The sequence below is a fragment of the Pantoea sp. B623 genome (assembly GCF_024814475.1).
GTDB lineage: Bacteria > Pseudomonadota > Gammaproteobacteria > Enterobacterales > Enterobacteriaceae > Pantoea > Pantoea ananatis.
The window spans coordinates 2,180,650-2,203,920 of sequence record NZ_JANUXM010000004.1 but is presented as its reverse complement, the minus strand read 5'-3'; the positions used below and the strand labels follow the sequence as shown (position 1 = coordinate 2,203,920).

Sequence of the window (23,271 nt, the reverse complement as noted above, 5' to 3'; positions counted from 1 at the left end):
TATCTTTGGCTGTCTGGATGTCTAAACGTATGTATGGTTACTAGAGGTGATTAAGCTATGCCAATCAGGGTCCCCGACGAATTACCGGCAGTGAATTTTTTACGTAACGAAAACGTCTTTGTGATGACGTCGTCACGTGCCAGTGTTCAGGAGATCCGTCCGCTTAAAGTGCTGGTTCTTAATCTCATGCCCAAGAAGATTGAGACGGAAAACCAGTTTCTGCGCTTACTCTCCAACTCACCGCTGCAGATCGATATCCAGCTACTGCGCATCGACAGTCGGGAGTCGCGGAATACACCCAGCGATCATCTCAACAACTTCTACTGCAATTTTAACGATATTCAGCACGATAACTACGATGGCTTAATCGTGACAGGTGCGCCGCTGGGCCTGGTTGAATTTAACGATGTGGCTTACTGGCCGCAGATAAAACAGGTGCTGGAGTGGGCGAAAGACCATGTTACCTCAACGCTGTTTGTCTGTTGGGCCGTCCAGGCGGCATTAAACATTTTATATGGCATTCCTAAACAGACCCGGCAGACTAAACTGGCGGGCGTCTTTGAGCATCAGATACTGCATCCCCATTCCTTACTGACGCGGGGATTCGACGATAATTTCCTCGCTCCCCATTCACGTTACGCTGATTTCCCGACGCAGCTCATCACGGATTATACCGATCTGGAATTATTTGCTGAATCGGAACAAACCGGCGCGTATCTGATGGCGAGCAAAGACAAAAGGCTGGCGTTTGTGACCGGGCATCCGGAGTACGATGCACTGACGCTGGCGGGAGAGTTTCAACGCGACTATGAAGCCGGGCTGAATCCTGAAGTACCCTATAACTATTTCCCACAGGATAATCCGCAGCTTACACCGCGCGCCACCTGGCGTAGCCATGGAAACCTGCTGTTTTCAAACTGGCTGAATTATTACGTCTACCAGATTACGCCGTTTGATCTGCGCCATATGAATCCCACGCTGGAATAATCCTTTTTTAGCGACAACTGAACCGTGTTAGCCGCTGGCAGCACGGTTTTTTTTCGTCTGTAAAACGTGAGTGAAAAGTATTACCTGTTAAACAATAAAATAAATCATTTATTAATCATGGTGATAAGTTGTTTTTTTATTAAAAATGGAAATAGTTTTTGATTTTAAAATTAAAATGAATATGCTCTGATCCTGTAGCTCAATAATTACCCTATCTGTGGATCATCCATGTTGATCCGCCTGTAAACAGGAGAGAGCAGACATGACAGACTCGGTTATCAACAGTGAATTACTTTTCAGTAAACCCTTTAGCGATGCGGAAAAGCAGTTGCTTACTCCCGACGCCATCGCTTTTCTGCAGGAACTGGTGACGCGTTTTGCACCCCAGCGTGAGAGATTGTTAGCCGCACGTCAGGTCCGGCAAAAAGAGTACGATTCCGGCGGGTTACCTGACTTTGATATGGAAACGGTTTCCATAAGAGAGCGAGCGTGGACGATCCGTGGTATTCCGGCCGATTTACAGGATCGTCGCGTTGAGATCACCGGTCCGCCCGATCGCAAAATGGTGATTAACGCCTTGAATGCTAACGTAAAGGTGTTTATGGCCGACTTTGAGGACTCGCTGGCACCTTGCTGGGAAAAACTCATTGACGGACAGCAAACCTTACGGGAAGCCGTGGCGGGAACGCTGCGCTATACCAGCGAGAACGGAAAAATCTATCAGCTACGGGCCGATCCTGCGGTATTGATGTGCCGGGTACGTGGACTGCATCTGTCTGAAAAACATGTTAGCTGGCAGGGGAATGCGATTCCCGGTGGTCTGTTCGATTTTGCTCTCTACTTTTTTCATAACGCGGAAGCCTTACTGGCAAAAGGCAGTGGCCCCTATTTTTATCTGCCTAAAACTGAGAGCTGGCAGGAAGTTGCGTGGTGGCGGGATATCTTTAGCTTTGCCGAGGATCGTTTTGATCTGGCTCGCGGCACCATAAAAGCCACCGTATTGATCGAAACGCTACCGGCGGTATTCCAGATGAACGAGATCCTGTGGAATCTGCGGGATCATATCGTGGGGCTGAACTGCGGCCGCTGGGATTATATTTTCAGCTATATCAAAACGCTGCGCGAACATGCCGATCGGATTCTGCCCGACCGGCAGTCTGTAACCATGGCTCAGCCTTTTCTGGATGCTTACTCACGACTGCTGATCCAAACCTGCCATCGCCGTGGTGCTTTTGCCATGGGCGGCATGTCAGCGCTCATTCCCAGCAAAGATAGCGCGCGCAATGAATGGGTGCTGCAGCGCGTCACTGAAGATAAACAGCGTGAAGCCAACAACGGACATGACGGTACCTGGATAGCGCATCCCGGTCTGGCAGACACGGCGATGTCAGTCTTCAACCAGGTACTGGGTGAACGCCCCAATCAGCTCAACATTCTGCGGCAGGATGACAGCCCGATAACGGCAGAGCAGCTTCTGGCACCCTGCGAAGGCGACAGAACCGAAGCGGGCATGCGCGCCAATATTCGGGTGGCGTTGCAGTATCTGGAAGCCTGGATTAGCGGCAATGGCTGTGTCCCCATCGATGGCCTGATGGAAGATGCCGCAACTGCAGAAATTGCCCGGACTTCAATCTGGCAATGGATCCGCCATCAGAAATCTCTGCTCGATGGACAGCCGGTCACGGCCGCGCTCTTCCAGCAGCTGCTGAACGATGAGCTGCAAACGCTACAGATGCATCTGGGCGATAAGACATTCAGTTCAGGTCGTTATGAGGAAGCGGCGCGCCTGATGGCGCAGATCACAACCCAGGACGAACTGGTTTCCTTTCTGACTCTGCCAGGCTACCGCCTGCTTCCCTGACTTAAGGAGCCGTTGCCATGACACGTACTCAACATATTCAGCAACTCGAAAAACAGTGGCAGGACGCGCGCTGGCAGGGCATTACCCGCCCGTACAGCGCAGAGGAAGTGATTAACCTGCGGGGCTCTGTTGTGCCGGCCTGTACTCTGGCAGAGCGGGGGGCGGTGAAGCTCTGGTCGCTGCTCAATGGCGACGCCAAAAAAGGCTATATCAACAGTCTGGGAGCATTAACGGGCGGTCAGGCTCTGCAACAGGCAAAGGCCGGTATAGAAGCGATCTACCTGTCTGGCTGGCAGGTCGCTGCCGATGCCAACGTAGCAGGACAAATGTATCCGGATCAGTCGCTTTATCCGGTCAACTCCGTGCCTGAGGTGGTCACCCGTATTAATCAGACATTCCAGCGCGCCGATCAGATTCAGTGGGCTAACGGCACAGAACCGGGAGACAGCCGCTATATCGACTATTTTCTGCCTATAGTCGCCGATGCAGAAGCGGGCTTTGGTGGCGTGCTGAATGCGTTTGAACTGATGAAGTCATTGATCAGCGCAGGTGCGGCGGCCGTGCACTTTGAAGATCAACTGGCGGCGGTGAAGAAATGCGGTCATATGGGCGGTAAGGTGCTGGTGCCAACCCAGGAGGCGATACAGAAGCTGGTGGCGGCGCGTCTGGCTGCCGATGTCATGGGCGTACCCACGATCCTGCTGGCGCGGACCGATGCGGATGCCGCAGACCTGATCACGTCTGACTGTGACGAATACGACCGCCCATTTATACGCGGCGACCGCACGGCGGAAGGTTTTTTCCGCACCAACGCCGGCATTGAGCAGGCAATCAGCCGTGGACTGGCTTACGCCCCTTACGCCGATGTCCTTTGGTGTGAAACCTCCACCCCGGATTTGGCCATGGCCCAGCGTTTTGCCGATGCGATTCACGCCCGCTACCCAGGCAAGCTGCTGGCTTACAACTGTTCGCCTTCGTTTAACTGGAAAAAGAATCTGGATGACAAAACCATTGCGGCCTTCCAGCAGGCGCTCAGTGACATGGGCTATCGCTTTCAGTTCATTACGCTGGCGGGCATCCACAGCATGTGGTTCAACATGTTCGATCTTGCGCACGCTTACGCTCAGGGCGAAGGCATGCGCCACTATGTGGAAAAAGTTCAGCAGCCGGAGTTTGCTGCGCGCGAACGGGGTTACAGCTTTTCATCGCATCAGCAGGAGGTCGGAACAGGCTATTTCGATCAGGTGACCAACACGATTCAGGGCGGCAAGTCATCGGTGACGGCCCTGACAGGGTCCACCGAGGAGCATCAGTTTTGAGTTGAGTCTGTGTCTTTCCCGCCCGGCATCTGCGGGCGGGCTTTTTCAGGAGTGAATCATGCCGCCACGCGAATCACTGATTGCTCACACCATTCTGCAGGGTTTTGACGCGCAGTATGGTCGTTTTCTCGACATTACCGCAGGCGCACAACAGCGTTTTGAACAGGCCGAATGGCAGGCGGTACAGCAGGCGATGAAGGCGCGTATTCATCTTTACGATCATCACGTGGCATTAGTCGCCGATCAACTGCGCGTGCTGAACGGGGCGGCACACTGGGACGATGACTTTTGGCTGACGATTAAAAGCCATTACGAAACCCTGTTGCCCGGCTATCCGCGCTACGAAATTGCCGAGAGCTTCTTTAATTCGGTGTACTGCCGGTTGCATGGCCATAATGCACTGCAGCCGAAACGCCTGTTTATTTTCAGCTCTCAGCCAGCCTCAACGCAAACTTCCCCTGCGCGCCCTCTGGCGCGGACCTATCTGCCACATCAGGGCTGGCAAGCGCTGTTCCATCAGGTACTGCGCGACCTGCCTTTAACGCTGCCATGGCAGGATCGGGCGCGCGATGAAGCGTGGATTCACCGCCATTTGCGCGAGCAGTTTTCCGCCGCCCAGTTGGAGCAGGGCTGGCTGGACGTGTGCAGTGAGCTGTTTTTTCGCAACAAAACCGCCTGGATTGTTGCCCGGCTGCACCTGCCCGACGGCATATTTCCCTGTCTGTTGCCGATTCAGCGCAGCGATAAGGGCGAACTGTGGATTGATACCTGCCTCACGGACGTCAATGACGCGAGCATCGTGTTTGGCTTTGCCCGCGCTTATTTCATGGTCTATGCGCCGCTGCCGGCGGCGCTGGTGGCCTGGCTCAAGCCTGTATTGCCGGGTAAAACCCTGGCAGAGCGCTATATGGCTATCGGCTGTCAAAAACATGGCAAAACGGAAAGCTATCGGGAATATCTCCAGGCGCTGGCGCAAACCGACGCCGCGTTTGAGATTGCACCGGGTATTCGTGGCATGGTGATGCTGGTGTTCACATTACCGGGCTTTGATCGGGTATTTAAAGTCATCAAAGATCGGTTTGCACCGCAAAAAGAGGTCACCGAAATGCAGGTCAGGGCCTGTTATCAGCAGGTCAAAGAGCACGACCGTGTGGGGCGCATGGCCGATACACAGGCTTTTGAACAGTTTGCGTTGCCGCTCGCGCGTATCGCTCCCGCGCTAATGGAGGAATTTCAACACACTATTGCCGGAAAGATACGTATTGAGGGCGATCGCCTGATCATCAGCCACCTCTGGCTGGAACGTCGGATGCAGCCCCTGAATCTTTACCTGGCGCAGGCCAGTGAAAACCAGCGCCAGCACGCCATTGAAGAGTATGGCAATGCGATCAAACAGCTGGCTGCCGCCAACATCTTTCCCGGCGACATGCTGTTTAAAAACTTTGGCATCACCCGACACGGGCGCGTCGTGTTTTATGATTACGATGAAATCCGCCCTATGCAGGAACTCAATTTTCGTGAGGTTCCTCAGGCGCGATATGAAGAAGATGAGCTCAGTGCGGAGCCCTGGTACAGCGTGGGGCCGGATGACGTATTTCCTGAAACCTTCCGCTATGCATTATGCAGCGAGCCTGCCACAGGCGCGCTACTGCAACAGCGGCATCCGGAAATTTTTGAGGCTAGCTGGTGGCGTGCACAACAGCAGCGCATCGCTCAGGGGCATATTGAGGACGTGATCGCATGGCAGCATGCCCAGCGTTTCTGCATCCGTTACGGCAGCACGTTGACGACGTCGTCACGTGTGCCTGCTACTGCAGGCATTCAGCCGTCCGTTTTTGCCAGCGGCCATGAATCAAACAGATAACCATCGAAATCAAGGTCATCAACATTGGAAAACTCCAGCAGGCGCTGTTTCACGTTTTCAAGATGTTGCCACATCGCCAGCTTTGCAGCGCGTGCGTCCTTCTTGATAAGTGCAGCAAGAATCTGTCGGTGATCGATCAACCATGCTTTACGATAAAGCGTATCGCCCAGGTGACTGTGCAACTGAATCCACATAGGGTTATTTTCACGCCATTGCCATGACTGGCGAAACAGTTCGACCAGCATGCTGTTATGCGTTGCTTCGGCAATGGCAAGATGAAAATGCATGTCACCGCTCTCTGAGTTTTCCAGCGAGCAGCTTGCCAGTTCGCGCTCTTCTAACAGCAGGGCCTGACGCATTTTGACGATATCTTCCCGCGTGGCCTGAAGCGCGGCGAATTCGGCGATATTACTTTCCAGTAGCTGTCGTGCCTGAAGCTGTTCAAACGGGCCGGCATCGTTGCAAAAATGCCTGTTCACTTCCTCAATACGTAATGGGTTTTTGTGCTCCACCACATAAATACCAGCACCGCGTCTGACTTCGATTAGCCCTTCAATTTCCAGCATAATCAACGCCTCGCGAACCACGGTGCGGCTGACGTCGAGCATGTCAGCAATTTCACGTTCTGGCGGCAAACGCTGACCCGAGCGGTAAGGCGTCTCCAGAATCAGTTGCCGGATTTTTATACCCACTTGCTGATAGGGCCGCTGCTGAGAGACAGACCTCATAATTATGCTCCCGTCAGATACCGTTCCGGCGAAAACTATATCACCCAACGGGTAAGGTAACAGGGTTTTGCGCACGTTAAGATAAACTGGTTGACCAGATGAAAAGAGGATTTATCCCTTATTTAACAATTAATTGCGGTTTTTATTAAAAGTGACATCATACGATGCCACTTTTGAAACACCTGTGCGACGTAATGGATGCGTCGTTACTTCAACATAAAATCGTATTGCACGCCGGTTTTCACATCCCAGTAATAAAGTTTATCGCCCAGCGCGCTGCCGGGCCGCTTCTCTCTGGCACGGTCAGCAGCCACGTACATATTCAGTCCTTTGAATGGCCCATCGGTAACGTTATACATCACCGCTCCCATGAGTCCGAGCCCGTTAATTTTAGTATTACGCTGCTTGTCTTCGTAACCTCTGGTGATAATTGGCCCCAGCATGACACCGACGTTTTGATTAAAGAAATACTGCCCGCCAAACTGCGCGGATAACATGTTTTCCTTGTTGCGGTCGATGCTCAGAGAGTCGGGATAGCCAATATCGGTGTAGACAATGCGCCCATCGATATCATGGGTCAGTTTGCCCACGGCGCCAAACAATCTTGCCTTATCAAAAGAGTAAGTTAAGCGTCCGGAAATTAAGGCGGTCTCGTGATGGTAACTAAGAGGCTTACTCATCCCTTCTACCTGACCATAAAATCCCATAAGCTCCCACTTCAGTGTATGGTCGTTGGAAAAGGTATGCGTTTTTTCAAAAATGCTCTGCACCTGGGTTGAGACATCTTGCTGATAAGACGCCCCCAACGAATAGCGTGACGACGCATCGTGCCATGATCCCACCAAATAGCCGCGTCCCCGGCGGGGATGGTACTTACCTGTTGCGCTGTCAATCACCCCTTCATCACGCACGCCGGTTGCCGAATCGACATAGTAGAAGGCGCGTTTACGCCACATTGACCAGAATTCCAGGTTTTCTGTTGCCTCAAAACGGGCCAGGACGCCTTCAGAAATCGTCTGTATCGTGCGGGACGAATTATCGGCGATCAGTGGAATGCGGTAGGGGAGACTGCCGTAACCATAGTCGGTACCAAACCGCCCAATGGTTAAGTAGAGATTATCGGCGGGTTTAAGCTTGACCGCGCCGACTGCCACGCCAAAGCTATCGTGCCCATCCAGATAGTAGCGGGTGCTCCAGCCGTCTTTCGCCCCCAGTTTGTATACGTAATAGGCACCCGCGCTGATACCAATAAAGTCAGAATAGTAGCGGGTGTTCACATCAATGAGCCCGCCTTGTACCCAGGCGTAGATATCACGCCCGGTACCTGCACTCGGCTTGTCTGCACGTCGAAAATCATTCTTTAAACGAATTCTTAAACTGTCTTCATTATCATTAATGGCTGCGGCGTACAGCAGCGAGGGACACAGCAGCAAAGCGATGGCCATGCAGCGAAAAAAACGTGTGTTCATAAAGGAATCCCTGGCGTATTAAGTATTTTCATTACGTTCAGGCGCAGGCAGAACGGGCTGCTATCCGATGGGATCAGCCATGCGTAACGTGCAACCCACTCAAGAACTGGCCTGGTTGAATTAAGGGCGTGCGTTATTATCCTGCTGCCACACCTGTTCATAGTCGTAGCCGGTCAGGGCCTTCACCACGACTTTGGTTTCGGGTGTACAGTCGGCTTTATTCCCGCCGGCCTTAAGACGATCAATTTCTTTCACCAGAACCCGATGCGTTTCACGGGTCAGTTTAAATTTGAAGGTCATATATAAGCTGATGAGTAATAAACCACCGGAGCCAAAGACCAGCAGACCAGTAATTGCATTCAGCGCACTTTCTGGCTGAATTAACTGCCCTTTGACGAAATGACTGTGCTCCAGTACGGCACCGACTATCATAATTGCGACGGCCACGGTACTTTTGCGCATCAGCGTCATCACGCCAGCAAAGACGCCTTCACGCCGTTGACATGTGACCATTTCATCCACATCAGGAATAAAGCTGTAAATATTCCAGGGAATAAAATAAAGCCCTGCGCGGCCAAAACCTAACAGAACAAATATCAGCGTGGTGAGCCACCAGGAAGACACAGCGCTATGGCCGATATACATCAAAATGAGATAACCGAGTACAGCAAAAATACACAGATAAGAAATACGCATGGCCAGGGCGGGCCTGATATTCAGCTTGTCCAGCATAAACATGAAAAGCAGCGTCGCGGGAATGGATACGGAGGTGGCAATCGAAAGATAGGCTGACGCGTTTGCCGCATCCAGGCTCAGGCCATATACGACGAAATAAACAAACACCGCTATGAAAATATCCAGCGCCGTAAATGATGAAATATAGATAATCAAGTGCTGTCTGAATATTTTTATTTTGAAGGTGGTGGCCAGCTCGATAAACATATTTTTCAGGTGGGATATCAGTCCAATACTTGGCCCGGCGTTAAGTCGCTCAAACTCTTCGGGATTCATGTCTTTCGATTCCCAGGTACAGGACCAGGTAATCAGCACCACAATAAAAAACAGGCATGAAAACAGGATACCGGTGTAGGTGAATGTCAGGGCAGAGTCCTGACCAAAATACTGGATCATAACGCCCGGTACTGAGGCGGTGAGGAAGGTGCCCACCTGAGAAAACGTCAGGCGGATTGCCGCCATACGGGTTCTCTCGCCAAAATCGTTGGTCATCTCTGCCGCCAGGGTTTCCCAGGGCACCAACACCATCGCCACCAGTAACTCTACCGCGAGATAGGTTCCAAGATAGTACCAGTAGCTCATGTCGCTGACCCAGACCAGCGCATAGATAAACATCAGCGGGGCGCTGATGAGCAGAAAGAAGCGGCGTCGGCCAAAACGTTTACCGAGGCGGGTGCTGCCAAACTTATCGGTGATATAGCCCATTATCGGGCTGAGAATAGCGTCAATGATGCGGGCGATAGCAAAAATGGAGCTCGCCTCGAGCATCGAAAGACCACAAAATGTCGTATAGAAAAAAAGCAACCAAGTCCCAATTAGCGCCATGGAGCCACCGCCAAAAATATCGGTAATGCCATAGCCTATTGCGGTGCCCGTGCCCACCTTCCTGCGTGGCGGTATTGTTGTTGTCATCATAATGTTCCCTTGATTAATTCAGCGTAACGGTCAGAAAACATCTTCAGGTTGTTATGCGATCGTGAAGATGAAGAGAATTTTTTTTAGTTAATTTGTAATAGGAGAAAACGGTTAAATTGAATCGGCGCTTTGTTTAAATAATGTTCCTCCTTTTGTTTTTTATTGTTGGTTGGTTTTAATGTTTAAAATAAGTGGGTTGATTCCCGTTCTGATGTTTAATGTCAAATGAAATTTATTTTGGTTAACCAGTGTTGACGGTGGTTAAGTCAACACAGTGAAGGCTATGTTGATTATCTGTCAGTGTATTTTTTGCTTGTAGTGCGAATGCATGGTAATCAGTCTGCTCTTTTAAAAAAAAGAGGTCGATCACAAATCCCCTGGATGTCCATAAGTTAGACTCAAAGTCAACTTTTGGTTGACCAGTTAAATGAATGGGATGTTTTATTATGTGAGAAGGATGTTATTTGATGTGGGTCTTGTTTGGGGTTTTTGTTAAATAAGGTGGTGGGTAATATATAAAATCTATTCTTCTTGTAATGTATAAAAGTAATGAAAATAACGTTTTTTATTTTTTTTGAAATTATTCAAGGAATCGATAATGATTTATTTTACATCAGGACGTGTTCCATCCTCTGCAAAACTTGAAGCCGCTATGGATGCGGTTATCGATCAGGCGATTGATGCACAGCGCATTGTCGGTTGTACGGTGATGGTAGCCCAAGCCGGCGAATTAATATATCAGCGAGCGGCGGGTCTGGCTGACAGAGAGCAGAAGAAAGGCATGGCGCTGGATGCGATTTTCCGCCTTGCCTCGCTGACCAAACCCATCGTGAGCCTGACGGCAATGCGCCTGATCGAACAAGGGTACATGACGCTGGATGACGACATTACGCGCTGGCTTCCCAATTTCCGTCCCTGCCTGGAAGAGGGGAAACCTGCAACCATCCGGGTGCGACATCTCCTGAGTCACATGTCAGGTTTACGTTACCGTTATTCCGCGCCGGCTGATTCCCTTTATCACACCCTGAACGTGTCTGATGGGATCGACTATCAACCGGGATTATCCATCGAAGAGAATCTACAACGCCTGGCAGGCACTCCGCTGCAGTTTGAACCGGGAAGCGGCTGGCGTTATTCCCTGGGCATTGATGTTTTGGGCGAAATCATGGTGCGGGCAACCGGTAAGCGTCTGCCGGATCTGGTAAGTCATGCGGTCACGGAACCGCTCGGGATGAAAGATACGCTGTTTACCGTCAGGGATGAGGCGCGTTTAACCACGGTGTACACCGATGACAGCCCGGTGCCCACGGCGATAGGCGAGAATCAACGAATACCTTTTGGTGAGGGCGCAGCCATTTTCTGTCCTGACCGTATTCTCAAACCCGATGCCTGGCCGTGCGCCGGCGGGGGAATGGCAGGGACGGCCCCCGATTTCATGCAATTGCTGGAAACGATCCGCCGGCAGGGAGCGCCGCTGATTACGCGCGACAGCTTTGACTATATGACGCAGGAACACGTTGCCGCGAAATATGCCACGCAGGGACCGGGATGGGGATTTGGTGTGGGCTGGGCACTGCTTGCCGATCCCGATGCGGCCGGGTCGCCTCAGTCAGCGGGCACGCTGTCGTGGAGCGGCGCTTACGGCCATACCTGGTTTGTTGATCGCCAAAAAGAACTCTGTGTACTAGCCATGACAAACACGACGCCGGAGGGGGTAAACGGTCAGTTCCCCGTGATGCTGCGCGATGCCGTATATAGCGGTCTTGCGTAATTGATTGTTGGACTGACGGCGGGCGCCCCCTTTTAGGGCGGCGCTGGCCAGTCCACAGGCTGTTTCTTATAAAGGCTGCGGTTGAGAAAGCATGAAGAGCGCGCTGGCGTTATCGGGTGAGGCGGGCGGCATTTCTTTAACGGCCACTGTACGCCAGGGTGACCTGACGGGCTTCGCGGATGACCAGCGCGCCCAGTTCGGTGATGCGGTCGTCCGTCATGCGGGCAATAGGCCCAGAGATGGAAAGCGCCGCAAATGGCTCGCCGTGCTCATCGTAAATGGGGGCCGCCACACAACGCAAACCGAGCGCATGTTCTTCATCATCGAAAGAAAATCCCCGAGTCCGGATCTGTGCCAGATTGGTTTTCAGACTCTGAGGTGACATCAGCGTATTGGGCGTGTAGTAATGCAGGCCTTTCTGATGCAGCAGAGCGGTGACCTGCTCGTCGCTGAGATGCGCCAGAAAAGCTTTACCTGCGCCCGATGCATGCATTGGCAGTTTGCCGCCGATCGGTGCAGACATGCGCATCAGTTGCGTACACTGTACCTGATCGATAATCACCGCCTGAAAATCGCTGAGGTCCAGCACCGCCAAATTGACCGTTTCACCCGAGTTTTCCATCAGCGTACGTAGCACCGGGTGGACCAGCGCCAGCAGGTTCCGGCTCTGTAAAAAACTGCTGCCAACCACAAACGCATGTGCCCCCATGGTCCAGTAGCCTAAATCGCCCTCCTGGCGCACAAACCCCTGCTGCTGCATAGTGGTCAGCAAGCGATGTGTTGTGGAGTTAGGCAACCCGGCCTGCTGCGCGAGTTCGGTAAGCGCGACGCTGCCATGTGAATTAGCGATCAACTCCAGCAGCGTTAACCCACGGGTCAGTGACTGAACCTGACCGCCTGCGGGCGCTGAGGGGGCAGGGGTGCCACGGGGTTTTTTTCCGCGTTTCGCGGCGACGGGCGTTGCCATTCTGTTTCTCCTTTTCACATAGTGGAAACCATTTTCGTTTTAATCTGCCTGAATGCAAACGCTGACGTGCTGGTCAGACCTGATAATCACTTCCCTGAAAATCTCCGCTAAGGTTACTTTGAGGCATCATGACCTTATGCAAGAATGACTGGCTGGTATTTCACCAGCGCATTGACGTGGATGAGATAACCGTGAGCAATCTAACCGACGCGCTGCATCAGCAACTTGCCCACCGCATTATGGTATTAGATGGTGGAATGGGCACCATGATCCAGAGCTATAAACTGGACGAACACGATTTTCGTGGCAGCCGTTTTGCTGACTGGCCCTGCGATCTTAAAGGCAATAACGATCTGCTGGTGCTAAGTAAACCAGAGGTGATCCGCGAGATCCATGATGCGTATCTGGCCGCCGGTGCGGATATTCTCGAAACCAATACCTTTAATGCCACCTCCATTGCGATGGCGGACTACCAGATGGAAGCCCTGTCGGCAGAGATTAACTTCGCGGCCGCGAAGCTGGCGCGTACCTGCGCAGATGCGTGGACGGCAAAAACGCCAAATAAACCGCGCTATGTCGCGGGCGTACTGGGCCCCACCAACCGCACCTGCTCGATCTCACCCGATGTTAACGATCCGGCGTTCCGTAATATCACCTTCAATCAGTTGGTGGACGCCTATCGTGAGTCCACCCGGGCGCTGGTGGAAGGCGGTTGCCACATCATCATGATTGAAACGGTATTCGATACGCTCAACGCCAAAGCGGCTGTCTTTGCGGTGAAAGCAGAGATGGAAGCCCTTGGCGTGGCGCTGCCGTTGATGATCTCCGGCACCATCACCGATGCTTCAGGCCGCACGCTTTCCGGACAAACTACCGAAGCCTTTTATAATTCGTTGCGCCATGCAGAACCCTTATCCTTTGGTCTGAACTGCGCACTGGGGCCGGATGAACTACGCCAGTATGTCGCTGAACTGTCACGCATCGCCGAAGGCTATGTCACTGCCCATCCCAATGCCGGTTTGCCCAACGCCTTCGGCGAATACGATCTCGATGCAGAGGTGATGGCGCAGCAGATTGGGGAATGGGCCAACGCCGGCTTTCTGAACATTGTTGGCGGTTGCTGCGGCACCACGCCACAGCACATCGCTGCCATGGCGGCGGCCGTGGAAGGCGTTGCGCCACGTCAGCGCCCCAAACTGCCCGTTGCCTGCCGTCTTTCGGGTCTTGAACCGCTGAATATCAGTGCAGAATCGTTATTTGTGAACGTGGGAGAACGCACCAACGTTACCGGCTCTGCTAAATTTAAGCGCCTGATTAAAGAAGATAAATATCATGAGGCGCTGGAAGTCGCGTTACAACAGGTTGAGAGCGGTGCCCAGATTATTGATATCAATATGGATGAGGGAATGCTGGACGCGGAAGCCGCGATGGTGCGTTTCCTCAACCTGATTGCGGGTGAGCCCGATATTGCCCGCGTGCCCATTATGATCGACTCCTCGAAATGGGAGGTTATTGAGAAAGGGCTGCAGTGTATTCAGGGAAAAGGCATCGTCAACTCCGTCTCAATGAAAGAAGGTGAGGCCGTATTTATCCACCATGCCCGCCTTGTCCGCCGCTACGGGGCAGCCATGGTGGTGATGGCCTTCGATGAGGTGGGGCAGGCCGATACGCGTGAGCGGAAGATTGAGATCTGTCGCCGCGCCTACCAGATCCTGACGCAACAGGTGGGGTTTCCGCCTGAGGACATCATTTTCGATCCCAATATTTTTGCCGTTGCGACCGGTATCGACGAACACAACAACTACGCGATGGATTTTATTGGGGCCTGCGAAGACATTAAACGTGAACTGCCCCATGCGATGATCTCGGGTGGCGTATCTAACGTCTCGTTCTCGTTCCGGGGCAACGATCCGGTTCGTGAGGCGATTCACGCGGTGTTTCTCTATTACGCCATCCGTAACGGTATGGACATGGGAATCGTGAACGCCGGGCAGTTGGCCATTTATGACGACCTGTCTGACGAACTGCGTGAGTCCGTTGAGGACGTGATCCTTAACCGGCGCGCCGACGGCACTGAGCGATTACTGGTGCTGGCGGAAAAATACCGCCGTAATAAAAGCGACAGTGCGGATGAAAAGCAGCAGGCTGAATGGCGCGGCTGGGACGTGGTGAAACGGCTGGAATACTCACTGGTAAAAGGCATCACCGAGTTTATTGAACAGGACACGGAAGAAGCCCGTCAGCAGGCCGCGCGCCCGATAGACGTGATTGAAGGGCCGCTGATGTCCGGCATGAATGTGGTGGGGGATCTGTTTGGTGAAGGCAAAATGTTCCTGCCGCAGGTCGTGAAATCGGCCCGCGTGATGAAACAGGCCGTCGCCTGGCTTGAACCCTACATTCAGGCCAGTAAAGAAGCCGGACGCAGTAACGGCAAGGTGGTGCTGGCAACGGTAAAAGGCGACGTCCACGACATTGGCAAAAACATTGTTGGCGTGGTCCTGCAGTGCAATAACTATGAGATTATCGACCTCGGCGTGATGGTGCCGGGCGAGAAAATCCTCAAGACCGCGCGCGAAGTGAAGGCTGACATCATTGGTCTTTCTGGGCTCATCACGCCGTCGCTGGATGAAATGGTCAACATGGCGAAAGAGATGGAGCGTCAGGGATTTACGCTGCCGCTGTTGATTGGTGGCGCCACCACGTCTAAAGCCCATACCGCCGTGAAAATCGAACAGCACTACAGCGGGCCCACCGTTTATGTGCAAAACGCCTCGCGCACGGTGGGTGTCGTGTCATCCCTGCTATCGGATACGCTCAGGGATGACTTTGTTGCGCGTACCCGCAAAGAATATGAAACCGTGCGTATTCAGCATGCGCGTAAAAAACCGCGCACGCCGCCGGTGTCACTCAGCGCTGCGCGCGACAACGCGACGAAGATTGACTGGGACAGCTATACCCCGCCCGTAGCGAAGCACGTCGGTGTCAGGCGCGTCGACGCGGGCATTGACGTGCTGCGCAATTACATCGACTGGACGCCCTTTTTTATGACCTGGTCGCTGGCTGGCAAATACCCGCGCATCCTGGAGGATGAGGTCGTGGGCGATGAAGCGAAACGACTGTTTGCCGACGCTAACGCGATGCTGGATAAGCTGAGTGACGAAAAAGCGCTGACGCCACGCGGCGTGGTCGGCCTGTTCCCGGCTAATCGCGTGGGCGACGATATTCATATCTTTGCGGATGAGCAGCGCGATACGCTGCTGAACATCAGCCATCATCTGCGGCAGCAAACGGAAAAAACTGACTTTGCCAACTACTGTCTGGCCGATTTTGTGGCGCCGAAAAGCAGCGGTAAAGCTGATTATATCGGGGCTTTTGCCGTTACGGGCGGGCTGGAAGAAGATGCGCTGGCCGAGGCTTACGATAAGCAGCAGGACGACTACAACAAGATTATGGTCAAAGCTATTGCGGACCGCTTAGCCGAAGCCTTCGCCGAATATCTGCACGAACAGGTGCGCAAAACGATTTGGGGTTTTGCTCCCGATGAGCACCTCAGTAATGAGGCGCTCATCCGCGAAAATTATCAGGGCATTCGCCCGGCGCCGGGCTATCCGGCCTGTCCGGAACACACCGAGAAAGCCACTATCTGGGCGCTGCTGGATGTGGAAACGCACGCGGGTATGAAACTCACGGAGTCTTTTGCCATGTGGCCGGGCGCCTCGGTATCAGGCTGGTACTTCAGCCACCCTGACAGCCGCTACTTCGCCGTGGCGCAGATTCAGCGCGATCAGGTTGAGGACTATGCGGCGCGTAAGCGCATGTCGGTAAGCGAAGTGGAGCGCTGGCTGGCCCCCAATCTGGGTTACGACGCCGACTAAAAAAACAAGGCAGCCTGATGGCTGCCTCTTTTTTAGTTAAACCGGGCGTCACGGTCCGAGGTCATGTCATACAGCTGGTACTTCCTTCCCAGCATCTGGCCACCATCACGGGTGAGCGGTACCCAGTTAATCTGCGCACGGCCACGGGTTGGCGTAACGGTAAACAGATCCATGGGGATGGAGATATAGAAGCCTTTAGTAAAGTCACCTTCGCCATACTGTTGCGATGATACGTTGGTTTTTGTCGCATAAACGCCAACCATCACGCCACTGTCGAAGCGCTTAGAGAGATCAATCGTGACGCCTTTATCCTTCGCCAGATACTGCCCGACGCTGGCTTTCACTAAGACGTTCTCCATAAACCAGGGACGCCAGTAGCCGGTAAGGTTGCCGGTAGGCGCTTCGTAACGGGTGAATCTCATCATGTCATCCCAGTCACGCTGGCGCACATAGTTAGCATCCACGCCAACGGCCCAGTTGCTGTCTACCGGACGATAGAGGACTTCGCCGCCTACGCCGCCATACATGGTTTCCAGATAGCCGCCGTAGACCTGGCCATAGAATCCGTTACCCAGATAATCCATGTAGTTGGCTTGCAGATCGTTAACGTAAACGTTGTTCTCAACGTAGTCGCGAATGTGCGTACGCACGCGTGGCAGCGTGGAATCCGCAGGTGCGCCGTTGTAGTTAAATTTGTCGTAATTGTTCGCAACGTTAGCAAACAGGCTACCGCCTACCAGCAAGTGATCGGTGAGCCAGTAATCGACGTTGCCCATCACGCCAACCTGGTACAGATAGAAACTTTCCGGGCCGCCCACAGACTGGTTAAGTACCGGCGACAGGCTGTAACTCAGGCGCTCTTTGCGAATAAACATGCCCTGCTCGGTAGGCTCCGGATCAACCGGATCTGTGCGGACCTGTTGTAACGGCTTTTCATGCCCTAATGGATAACCCCCCAGCTCGTTGCGCAGGCTGGCAACGGAGGTTTCTGTCGTGACCTGAGGCATGTTGTAACGCGACTCCGTCACGTTTATGGTCTCAATACCGTCTGGGAGATGATTCATGATGATGCGGTTCGCGCGATCCACACCTTCACGCGTGTCACGGTATTTGGTTTGCTCGCCTGATACGTACAGCGTGCTGCCTTTGGTCTGGATTTTTGGACCAGCCAGGCCCGCGTTGTACTTCAGTTCAGACAGCTGATTACCTGTCACCGTGGTTTCCAGCAGCTTAGGTTGCGGGTTCGGGTTGTACGCAGGTTTCGGACTGTCGATATGATCCTGATGCATATCGTTGAAGTTGGTGCGAATGGTGAAGCCGAACATAAAAGTATTGCCGCGCTCATAGCTGGCATTGATATCGGCCCAGTCAGTGACGCGGTAGATTGCACCGACGTTGACCTTGCTGCGCTGCGGCAGGCGTCCGGCGAAATCATCCTTGTAATCGTTACCTTCGTATTCCACCTTCAGGCGCAGCGGCTGCCAGGGCGTCTGGTATTCTATCCCGCCAAATACCGCCGAAGGGCCGTGGAACATCTGCGAGCCATTGATCGATCCCGCCTGACCGACCCCGGGACGCTGACAGTAGCTGTCGCTGTAGGAACAGAAGGGATTTTTCACGGTTCCGCTGTTGCCCAGATAGCCCCAGCCCATACCCAACGTAAAGTCGAACGGCCCCCAGGCTTTGGTGGCGACCAGGTACTCGCTGTCGAACAGGCCGGTGCCGCCCAGATCGCGGGTACCAAACGAGACCTCCGGCAGCCAGTAACCTTCCTGCCACAGGCGCAGCTTCAGGTCGAAAGCTTTATCTTTATAGCTTTGGTTGCCGCTGAAACTTTCCACCGCGCTGTAACGCCGGGTGCGCACATCGGTATAACGCACGGTTGTTTCCAGCCAGGGAAAAAGCTGCAGTGAAGCAGAATAGTAGCGATACTGATCATTATCGCGGAAGTTCAGGCTAAATTCGCCCTCTTTCGCCATACGCGCGGTGGGCACCTGCATCAGGCCCACGCCGCCAAAATCAGACTGCGAAGGCGTTACCGGCGCGGCATACATTTCCGCATGGGCCTGACAGGCGCTTGCCACAGAAACAGCCAACAGGCTGAGAAGATAACGTTTTTTCATCAGTCTGGTATCCGGTGAGTCAGAACAGAAACAAGGCGATCATTCAGGTCTTTAAACGCGCCTGGCAGGCTCCACGACGAGAAGCCCGTCATAATGATGCTGCCGGGTTCGGGTTCAACGTGGCGGTGATTCCAGTAGGCCACAGGCGCTTCCCGCGTCGTGCCGTCCGGCGCAATCACAATCGCGATATTACGTTCTGCTCCAGCCAGGCGGGGGTGCTCGCTCAGGTAATCCCGTACGGATTTCCCTGGCTGCCAGTTCACGGCACCGGCACCCGCGATGGGGCCAAACAACAGGACGCTGGTGCTGGGCTGGGTAAGGTAGAGATCGTAGCTGCCTTCCAGGCGGCGGTTATCCATCGTGTGCAGGCGGATCCAGTCGGGATCCAGGGAGGTGAACTGCCGCCCGGTCACCCGGATACCGCTTAACTGACGAATAACGGCATCAATGGCCGCAGCCTGCTCTCCGCTACTGTCGGCACGCCAGGCGCGCAACTGCGCCAGCGTTTGCTGATACTGCTGCTGCGCGACTGCCGTTGCCCCGCGCTCGGCAATAACGGCGCGTCGCCAGTCAGTCTTTGTCATCAGCGCGGGCTGAGTCACCAGCTGTGCCAGGTTTTCCACCCGGTTAACCTGTACGCTCTGGGTATCGTGGGGGGCATGCACGGTAACCTGACCTGCGGCCTGAGCGGCCAGGGTGGTGAGCAGGCTCATTCCTGCCAACAAGCGTGTTATGTTTTTCATGATTTTGCCGGCTTCAGAATGGTGATATCAACAGGGAATGCATCGGCAGCCAGCATTTGTCGGGATTGCACGACCTGACCACTACTGTTGTCGATCCAGAACGTGTTTTGCCACTCGCGATCTAGGCTGTCGATATGAAGCTGCTCATGCCAGACGCGGCAGGCAATGCGGTTCCCCGCAATATCCAGCACCTCGTCATCGCCCCGCGTGAAGGTTGAGCTCAGGGTTCCGCTATGGACGTTGCCCTGAACGGTCCACTGAACAATTCGCGTCCAGCTGTCTCCGTTGCTGAGGTGCAGGCCTTTAGCCAGCGGATCCTGCTGTAAATTGCTGACGTCTGTCAGATTGTCAGGCAGGCCGAGCGTTTTGATCAGCCTGCCATGTGCGGTGACCAGCATCGATTGATCGCGAGTGACCCACTTTTGCTGGCCATTTTCGTTATAACCCAGCACGACAAAAATGCGCTGGCCATCATTGATTCGGGCATACAGGCTGGCATAGGGCAGATTATCAATCTGCTGAGGCGTGACGGTGACATCTTCTGGCCCTTCAATGGCCATCATCACGGTCTGTTCGAGTCCTTTTTGCGTTTGTGTACAGGCCTGCAGCAGCAGGCAAACGAGCAGCAGCGGAAGTTGGCGCACAATGTGTCCCTGATAAATGATGCCAAAGTAAAAATAACCACACGAAAGTGTGGTTATGTTTAAAGCTCCCATACCCTTACTCGTTCAGGCCGCCGACGCTGTGGCATCCTGATAGCGACTCATTTATCTGCGCAAACGAATCGTGATATGCGCGTTCGCAGCCTTGCTACAGCCCGAATGAGCAGGGTACCCATCAACGCGTGGTGCCCGTTGTGGTTGTGGTTGTTGTACCAGTATTTGCCCCGTCACCACCGCCAGAAGCGGCAACACCGAGTCCTACTAACGCGCCGAGCACGCCGATACCTACAGCGGTCGTCGTACCTGCGGACATGGTGCCCGCCTGTGCGCCCGCTGCAGCACCAGCTTCTTCCGGCGCGGCAAACGCACTGGAAGAGACGGCTACGTAAAGTAATGCCAGACCGGCAATCATGCGTTTTTTCATAACAACACCTACATTGAGTGAATGAAGGATTGCTATCCGACATTTTTGCACAACAGCATAAACCGTTGACGCAAAGCCGAAGGACAGACCCATTACGGGCGCGTCCAGTATAGGGCAACAAAATACCAGAGTTCAGTAATGTAAAAACCTGTCAGTCTGTGAGGGCGTAAACGGGCTAAATTAAGTAAATTCAGCGTTAACTTATTTTAAAGGCATGGGTTTATGTTGAAAGGCCGGATATTTGTCTGCAAAGACGGAGAAAGCAAAGCGGTTTCTACTTATTTAGTATTCTTTGGTACGGAATAAGAATTATCGGAATTTCCTTAAGCGTGGTTAAATTAAATAACATTATAAAACAACGGGTAAGAATGAGTTGCGTGCCGTTTTAGGGCCATTTTTAATAAGATTGTCATGATTTAACCCCGGCTAACTTCGGATTTGCCTCAGCCTATTTTAAGAATTATCCAATCCGTATATCGACTTTTCAGATAAAAAGCGGGTTGCACTCTCCATCATAGAATAAAAAAGGCGACTAAATAGCCGCCTTTTTGTGCCTGTGGAAATTTAACGCCAACGCTTGTAGCGATTAATTAAGGCATTAGTGGAGCTGTCATGACTGGTAATATCACTGTCATTTTCGAGCTCTGGCAGAATACGGTTTGCCAGTTGTTTGCCCAGCTCAACGCCCCACTGATCGAAGGTAAAGATGTTCAGAATGGCACCCTGGGTGAAGATTTTATGTTCATACAGGGCAATCAGGGCACCCAGGCTAAACGGCGTGATTTCGCGTAGCAAAATAGAGTTAGTAGGCCGGTTACCTTCAAACACTTTAAACGGCACAATATGCGCGACCGACTCGGCAGACTTTCCGGCGTCGGTGAACTCTTTCTGAACCACATCACGCGATTTACCAAAGGCCAGGGCCTCGGTCTGGGCAAAGAAGTTAGACAGCAGTTTAGGATGGTGATCGGCAAGCGCATTGTGGCTCACAGCAGGGGCGATAAAGTCGCACGGGACCAGTTTGGTGCCCTGATGAATCAGCTGGTAGAACGCGTGCTGGCCGTTAGTACCCGGTTCGCCCCAGATAATCGGGCCTGTCTGATAGGTAACAGGCTGGCCTGCACGGTCAACGTATTTACCGTTCGATTCCATATTTCCCTGTTGGAAATAGGCCGCAAAGCGATGCATATATTGGTCGTAAGGCAGGATGGCTTCTGTTTCGGCACCGAAGAAGTTGTTGTACCAGATCCCGATCAGCGCCAGCAGCACCGGAAGATTCTGCTCCGCTGGCGTGGTTGAGAAGTGCTTATCCATGGCGTGCGCGCCGCTCAGCAGCTGCTCAAAATTATCGAAGCCAATAGAAAGGATAATTGACAGACCAATTGCTGACCAGAGTGAATAGCGACCGCCTACCCAGTCCCAGAATTCGAACATGTTGTCCGTATCAATACCAAATTCGCCTACCGCTTTGGCATTGGTGGAGAGCGCAGCAAAGTGCTTCGCAACGTGCTGTTGATCGCCGGCCGTTTTCAGGAACCAGTCACGCGCACTGTGGGCGTTGGTCATGGTTTCCTGGGTGGTGAAGGTTTTAGAGGCGACCAGGAACAGCGTGGTTTCAGGACTCAGATCTTTTAGCGTTTCGGCAATGTGGGTGCCATCGACGTTAGACACGAAATGCATGTTCAGGTGATTTTTATACGGGCGCAGCGCTTCCGTCACCATGAAGGGACCGAGGTCAGAGCCACCGATACCGATGTTAACAACGTCCGTAATGGGTTTTCCGGTATAGCCTTTCCAGTCACCGCCGATAATGCGTTCGGAAAAGCCTTTCATTTTTTCCAGCACGGCGTTGACTTCAGGCATGACATCTTTGCCATCAACGATAATCGGCGTATTACTGCGGTTACGCAGCGCGACGTGCAGCACGGCGCGATCTTCAGTGCGGTTAATCTTCTCACCCGAGAACATAGACTTAATCGCACCGCTTAAATCGGTCTCTTTTGCCAGTGCCTGAAGCTTATCGAGGGTTTCCTGAGTAATGCGGTTTTTCGAAAAATCCACCAGCATCTGGTCGTCAAAGGTGGCTGAGAATTTAGCAAAACGATCGGCATCCTGGGCAAACAGGTCGGCAATTTTCGCCGTTTTCATCTGTTCATAGTGCTCTTGCAGCGCTTTCCAGGCTGCGGTTTGGGTCGGATTGATATTTTTCATGGCAACACTCTTGTTGATATTAAGAACCGTCATTCCATCGGGGTCGCATCGTACCCGGTTAGCATTTCAGTATGACCACAGTTGCAACTGAAAGGAAAATTTTGTCTGCGCCATAAAGGCACCATGATGAAAACACGCTGTTTTACGGTCAATAATGCGGCAAGATTTCAGCCTGATTCCATGGGGGAAAGGCTGAAAAGTATGGCCTGTTAGCAGACCGCATACCTTGTGCCACATCAGAAAGTGGTGGCGTTGCTGAAGCCATTAAGCACTGTAGTCGCTGCATTAGGGCAAAATTTGTTATCCGGTGCGCTCTGCATGAAAAATTGTCCCACAGCGGTCATTGACAGCAGGGCCAGAAATCGATAAATCTATGCGCGCTACTTGCGCACCCGTGCGCAAGCCAGAAGAGGCGCGTCGCCCAGGCAGTGTGTTGGAGGAACCGTATCCGGCGATAACACATCAGGGGGAGCGACGCCGAGGTGGTAAACACACGGTGTGTTGACTGTCGGCTACAGGGGCTGAATCCTCTGGGTTGTCACCAGAAACGTCCACAGTCGGACGTTTTGCAAGGTGGAGCGCTTCTGGGTGACTCGTCTATTCGATCTTACCCGTTT

General features: G+C 53.0%; 15 protein-coding genes and 1 riboswitch. Of the genes, 6 read left to right on the top strand and 9 right to left on the bottom strand.

Features of this window, described 5'->3' with window-relative positions:
* The first annotated feature begins 57 nt into the window (after positions 1-57).
* From metA to aceK, 4 genes are all read left to right on the top strand, one after another.
* Positions 58-987, top strand: coding sequence for a homoserine O-succinyltransferase (gene metA, locus NXS97_RS12030; protein ID WP_013024132.1), 930 nt, complete (start codon positions 58-60; stop codon positions 985-987).
* A gap of 262 nt (positions 988-1,249) precedes the next feature.
* Entirely contained in the window at positions 1,250-2,848 is a 1,599-nt protein-coding gene (aceB, locus tag NXS97_RS12025) for a malate synthase A (RefSeq protein ID WP_014595043.1), read from the top strand.
* 17 nt (positions 2,849-2,865) lie between these two features.
* On the top strand, positions 2,866-4,167 hold the full coding sequence (gene aceA, locus NXS97_RS12020) for an isocitrate lyase (RefSeq protein WP_014595044.1): 1,302 nt from the start codon (positions 2,866-2,868) through the stop codon (positions 4,165-4,167).
* A 58-nt stretch (positions 4,168-4,225) separates the two neighbouring features.
* Positions 4,226-6,031 carry a bifunctional isocitrate dehydrogenase kinase/phosphatase gene (gene aceK, locus NXS97_RS12015; RefSeq protein ID WP_022622114.1) on the top strand — a complete coding sequence of 602 codons (1,806 nt, stop codon included), beginning with the start codon at positions 4,226-4,228 and terminating at the stop codon, positions 6,029-6,031.
* On the opposite strand, the gene uxuR is transcribed toward aceK, so the two are convergent.
* The 3 genes from uxuR to NXS97_RS12000 form a co-directional block, all read right to left on the bottom strand.
* Entirely contained in the window at positions 5,989-6,759 is a 771-nt protein-coding gene (gene uxuR / locus NXS97_RS12010) for a Uxu operon transcriptional regulator (RefSeq protein ID WP_019105665.1), read from the bottom strand. The two genes, aceK and uxuR, sit on opposite strands and share 43 nt — an antisense overlap.
* Positions 6,760-6,965: 206 nt before the next feature.
* Complete coding sequence (gene uidC / locus NXS97_RS12005; RefSeq protein WP_022622115.1) at positions 6,966-8,228, bottom strand: glucuronide uptake porin UidC; 1,263 nt, start codon at positions 8,226-8,228, stop codon at positions 6,966-6,968.
* Positions 8,229-8,348: 120 nt separating this feature from the next.
* A complete protein-coding gene (locus tag NXS97_RS12000) occupies positions 8,349-9,878 on the bottom strand; it encodes an MFS transporter (RefSeq protein ID WP_014595047.1) in 1,530 nt (509 codons plus the stop codon).
* A gap of 598 nt (positions 9,879-10,476) precedes the next feature.
* Between NXS97_RS12000 and NXS97_RS11995 the strand changes: the two genes are divergently transcribed.
* Positions 10,477-11,649, top strand: coding sequence for a serine hydrolase (locus tag NXS97_RS11995; protein WP_105077037.1), 1,173 nt, complete (start codon positions 10,477-10,479; stop codon positions 11,647-11,649).
* A gap of 136 nt (positions 11,650-11,785) precedes the next feature.
* Here NXS97_RS11995 and iclR read toward each other — a convergent pair whose 3' ends face one another.
* Complete coding sequence (iclR, locus tag NXS97_RS11990) at positions 11,786-12,616, bottom strand: glyoxylate bypass operon transcriptional repressor IclR (RefSeq protein WP_014595049.1); 831 nt, start codon at positions 12,614-12,616, stop codon at positions 11,786-11,788.
* 191 nt (positions 12,617-12,807) lie between these two features.
* Here iclR and metH point away from each other — a divergent pair, with 191 nt between their 5' ends.
* Positions 12,808-16,491 carry a methionine synthase gene (gene metH / locus NXS97_RS11985; protein WP_116220029.1) on the top strand — a complete coding sequence of 1,228 codons (3,684 nt, stop codon included), beginning with the start codon at positions 12,808-12,810 and terminating at the stop codon, positions 16,489-16,491.
* A gap of 32 nt (positions 16,492-16,523) precedes the next feature.
* On the opposite strand, the gene NXS97_RS11980 is transcribed toward metH, so the two are convergent.
* The 5 genes from NXS97_RS11980 to pgi all read right to left on the bottom strand — a co-directional run bounded on the left by NXS97_RS11980 (position 16,524) and on the right by pgi (position 22,654).
* Positions 16,524-18,614, bottom strand: coding sequence for a YjbH domain-containing protein (locus NXS97_RS11980; protein ID WP_013024142.1), 2,091 nt, complete (start codon positions 18,612-18,614; stop codon positions 16,524-16,526).
* Positions 18,614-19,357 (bottom strand): capsule biosynthesis GfcC family protein, encoded by a 744-nt coding sequence (locus tag NXS97_RS11975; RefSeq protein ID WP_116219969.1) that lies wholly within the window; start codon positions 19,355-19,357, stop codon positions 18,614-18,616. Before NXS97_RS11975 ends, NXS97_RS11980 begins: the two co-directional genes overlap by 1 nt.
* Complete coding sequence (locus NXS97_RS11970; protein WP_033766286.1) at positions 19,354-20,001, bottom strand: YjbF family lipoprotein; 648 nt, start codon at positions 19,999-20,001, stop codon at positions 19,354-19,356. The genes NXS97_RS11975 and NXS97_RS11970 overlap by 4 nt, the downstream gene beginning before the upstream one ends.
* Positions 20,002-20,194: 193 nt before the next feature.
* Positions 20,195-20,443: an exopolysaccharide production protein YjbE gene (gene yjbE, locus NXS97_RS11965; RefSeq protein ID WP_026020991.1), complete on the bottom strand. Its 249-nt coding sequence runs from the start codon at positions 20,441-20,443 to the stop codon at positions 20,195-20,197.
* Positions 20,444-21,007: 564 nt separating this feature from the next.
* The gene (gene pgi / locus NXS97_RS11960; protein ID WP_014606951.1) at positions 21,008-22,654 is read right to left on the bottom strand and encodes a glucose-6-phosphate isomerase; all 1,647 of its coding nucleotides are present in this window, start codon (positions 22,652-22,654) and stop codon (positions 21,008-21,010) included.
* A 399-nt stretch (positions 22,655-23,053) separates the two neighbouring features.
* Positions 23,054-23,246: riboswitch (Lysine riboswitch) on the top strand.
* Positions 23,247-23,271: the final 25 nt, after the last annotated feature.